The sequence below is a fragment of the Flavobacterium sp. UBA4854 genome (assembly GCF_002399805.1).
Classification (GTDB): Bacteria; Bacteroidota; Bacteroidia; order Flavobacteriales; family Flavobacteriaceae; genus Flavobacterium; species Flavobacterium ginsengisoli.
This window is the reverse complement of record NZ_DHEI01000153.1, coordinates 84,800-89,042: the sequence shown is the minus strand read 5'-3', so window position 1 is coordinate 89,042 and position 4,243 is coordinate 84,800. Positions and strand designations below refer to the sequence as shown.

Sequence of the window (4,243 nt, the reverse complement as noted above, 5' to 3'; positions counted from 1 at the left end):
ATATCATTAGTTAGTACTTTCCCATCAGCAACTCCAGAATCAATACCTAAAGCGATCAATTTATTTTCAAAATTTACATCAGGAATTTTCGTGTATTGTTCTGTTCCTTCTACATATACCTGAACATGGTCTATTAACACAGAAAAAGGATCACTATCAAAGCTAAAAGTAGAAATAGATAAATCGTAAGAAAGATTAGCATCTGGAGTAAAAGTTGCTTCCTTTTCGGTCCACGAATTATTAGTCGCAAAAGTACTTGTAGATAAAGTACTAGAACTTCCGTTTTGTGAGATATTTAATGCAATAGGATGGGTCCCATCATAATTATTATCTACATACTTGTATTTGAACTTAATCTTATACGTAACGCCTGCCTGTAACGGAACTTGCGTCGTAATTTTAGGGGAAGCACTTACATAAGACAATTCTGCACTAAATGATCCGTTATAACTGGTCAAATTGCGAGTAACATTGTTTGCTATGGTCCAGCCTATGATTGAAGGGCCAGTTCCCCAAGATTCTAGTCCTCCGTTAGAAACTAGATTGGTTTGTGCGTAAGTAGAAAAAGTTGCCAGAAACAGCAATAAGAGTAGTTTTGCTTTCATAGAAAAAATTTAGAATTCAGTCGCGCAATTATAAGATAATTAAAGGAATAATCTTTACGGGAAGCCGTAAGCAATATATTTTTTGTTGATTTTTTCATCATTCAGCAACAAATACACGCAAAAAATATATTTTTAGTTTATCAAATCCCTATTTCTAATGGTTTGATTCGTAAATGTTTGCAGATCGTATAGTTTTGAGTAATTTTCGTCAAAATTTCATAACACATTGTTAACAGTTAGTTTTTTGTAACAAAAAAGCATAATTTAGACCCATCTTTTAACTTTACTTATAATATAGATACATGAGTCATATAAAACCTCTTAAATTATCTGCTTTTGCACTACTTGTTTTAGCAGGATGTAGCGCTACAGTTCAAGCGCAGGTTTCTACTTCAAAAGAGTTTATTACAGCACCTACAACAGTTGTAAAAAAAGCTCCTCTTAGCGAAAATGAATTAAAAAGATGGAGCCATCTTGATTTGATAAAAGACTCAATTCCAGGAATGAGCGTTGATAGAGCTTATGCTGAACTATTACAAGGTAAAAAAGGGCAGAAAGTAATTGTAGGAATCGTAGATTCTGGTGTAGATATCGAGCACGAAGACTTACAAGGAATGATTTGGACTAATAAAAAAGAAATTCCAGGAAACGGAATCGATGATGATAAAAACGGATTTATCGATGATGTTCATGGATGGAATTTCCTTGGAGATGCTGTTCACGAAAATCTAGAATTGACTCGCATTGTAAAAAAAGCCGACGATGGTTCTCCAGAATACAAAGCTGCTCTAGCAGAATATACTAAAAAGTATGAAGAGGCTCTTCAAGACAAACAACAAGCAGATTTTTTACTTGATGTTCATAACACAATTAAAAAAGAACTTAATAAATCAGACTATAAACTCGAAGATTTAAGCGCAATTACTTCAACAGATCCAAAAGTGGCAAGAAGTAAAGCAATTATGACTCAGATTTTTACTAATGCAGGGCCAACTTTTGATCCAGAATCTGAATTGACTGAATACAGCGAGCAAGTTGAAGATCAGTTAAAATACAATTTAAACAAAGATTACGACGGAAGAAAAATCGTAGGAGATAATCCAGAAGATATTAAAAACAACCATTATGGAAATAATGTTGTTTTTGGTCCAGACAAAGAAAAAGCACTTCACGGAACTCACGTTGCTGGAATTATTGCTCAAATTAGAGGAAATAATTTAGGAGGAGACGGAGTAGCAAATAACGTTGAAATTTTGACTGTTAGAGCCGTGCCAGACGGAGATGAGTACGATAAAGATATTGCTTTAGCCATTCGTTACGCAGTAGATAACGGAGCAAAAGTAATTAACGGAAGTTTCGGAAAAAGCTTCTCTCCACACAAAGAATGGGTTTATGATGCTATTAAATATGCAGAAAAGAAAGACGTTTTAATTGTTCATGCTGCAGGTAACGATGGTTACAATATTGACGAAATAAAAAACATCAATTATCCAAACGACTCTAAAGACAATGTAAAAGAATTTGCAAGTAATTTAATTACAATTGGAGCGATTAATAAATCGTATGGAGAAAATGTTGTAGCTTCATTTTCAAACTTCGGAAAAATAAACGTAGACGTTTTTGCTCCAGGTGAAGAAATCTATGCAACAGTTCCAAACAATAAATACAAATACTTACAAGGAACATCAATGGCATCTCCAAATGCAGCAGGTGTTGCGGCGTTAATTCGTTCTTACTATCCGAAATTAAAAGCGGCTCAAGTTAAAAAGATTTTAATGGACTCTGGAGTTGCGCTTCCTTCAATGGTTGTGTTAGGAAAAAGTGAAAATCCTAGTGAGAAAACACCAGCCGTTTCTTCTGTAGAATCATCAAAAACAGCAAAGATGGTAAATGCTTACAATGCTTTATTAATGGCAGAAAAGATGTCTAAAAAATAAACTATAATAAACGATTAATCCAATGGAAGGGCTAACGCTCTTCCATTTTCTATTACATATAAACATGCGAAAAATTATTTTACTTTCTTTCCTAAGCTTAGGCTTTAACTCGGCTTTTGCACAAAGCGCTCCATATTGGCAGCAGCACGCTGACTATAAAATGGAGGTTTCGATGGATGTAAAAAACTATCAGTACAAAGGAAAACAAGAATTGGTATATACCAATAATTCTCCTGATACGTTGAAAAAAGTATTCTATCATTTATATCCAAATGCCTTTCAGCCAGGAAGCGAAATGGATGCACGTCTTCATTTTATTAAAGATCCAGACGGAAGAATGGTAAACAAAGTTAAAGGGGCCGACGGAAAAGAAATAAAACAAAGCCGTATTGAAACTTTAAAACCAAACGAAACGGGGTATCTAAAAATTACAAACTTCAAACAAGACGGTGCTGTAGCTCAAACTAGAGTTTCTGGAACGATCTTAGAAGTAACTTTGGCTAAACCAATTTTGCCAAATTCTAAAACAACTTTTACATTAGATTTTGACGGACAAGTTCCAGTTCAAATTCGCCGTTCTGGAAGAAACAATTCTGAAGGAGTAGAACTTTCTATGTCGCAATGGTATCCAAAACTAGCCGAATTTGATTTCGAAGGATGGCATGCAGATCCGTATATTGCGAGAGAATTTCATGGGGTTTGGGGTAATTTTGATGTAAAAATTACAATCGATAAAGACTACACAATTGGAGGCTCTGGATATTTACAAGACAAAAATTCTATCGGACATGGTTACCAAGATGAAGGTGTAACTGTTACATATCCTAAAAAAGCAAAAACGCTTACTTGGCATTTTATCGCGCCAAATGTTCACGATTTTACTTGGGCTGCAGATAAAGAATACAACCATGATATTGTAAAAGGACCAAACGGTGTAGATTTGCATTTCTTTTACAAAAACAACGAAAAAACAACTGCAAACTGGAAACAGTTAGAGCCTTTAATGGTTAAAGTAATGGAATATTACAACCAAAGAGTTGGAGCATATCCATACAAACAATACTCATTTATTCAAGGTGGAGACGGTGGAATGGAGTATGCAATGTGTACTTTAATGCTAGGAAACGGAACTCTTGAAGGAATTTTAGGAACTGCAACACACGAATTAGGACACTCTTGGTTCCAGCATATTTTAGCTTCAAACGAATCAAAACATCCTTGGATGGACGAAGGTTTTACAACGTACATAGAAGATAGTGCTTTGAATGAATTAAAAGGAGATAAAAAAGAGGTAAACCCTTTTGTAGGGAATTATAAAGCGTATTACAGTTTAGTAAATTCTGGAAAAGAACAGCCACAAACTACTCACGGAGATCGTTATGATGAAAACCGTCCGTACAGTATTTCTTCTTATGTTAAAGGAAGCCTTTTCCTTTCTCAATTAGAATATGTAATCGGAAAAGAGAATGTTGATGCAACTTTAAAAAGATATTTCAACGATTTTAAATTCAAACACCCAACTCCAAACGATATCAAAAGAACAGCAGAAAGAGTTTCTGGAGCTGAGTTAGATTGGTATTTGGTTGATTGGACACAAACTACAAATACTATTGATTACGGAATTAAAGACGTGGTAGATAATGCAGGAAAAACAACAATTTCTTTAGAAAGAATTGGAAGAATGCCAATGCCTATTGATTT

General features: G+C 34.5%; 3 protein-coding genes. 2 read left to right on the top strand and 1 reads right to left on the bottom strand.

The annotated features are described in order from the left end of the window. The coding region (locus B3J44_RS22245) for a carbohydrate binding domain-containing protein (RefSeq protein ID WP_286971501.1) at positions 1-605 on the bottom strand (605 nt) is incomplete at its 3' end. Positions 606-907: 302 nt separating this feature from the next. Here B3J44_RS22245 and B3J44_RS22240 point away from each other — a divergent pair. Together B3J44_RS22240 and B3J44_RS22235 are read left to right on the top strand one after the other, a co-directional pair. Next, positions 908-2,542 (top strand): S8 family peptidase, encoded by a 1,635-nt coding sequence (locus B3J44_RS22240; protein ID WP_286971499.1) that lies wholly within the window; start codon positions 908-910, stop codon positions 2,540-2,542. 64 nt (positions 2,543-2,606) lie between these two features. After that, positions 2,607-4,243, top strand: a 1,637-nt coding sequence (locus B3J44_RS22235; RefSeq protein WP_286971498.1) for a M1 family metallopeptidase, incomplete at its 3' end; no start/stop codon positions are given.

Excerpts from the sequence above, each read along its gene's own strand:
- B3J44_RS22240 (WP_286971499.1), top strand. The coding sequence starts at position 908 with ATGAGTCATATAAAACCTCTTAAATTATCTGCTTTTGCACTACTTGTT.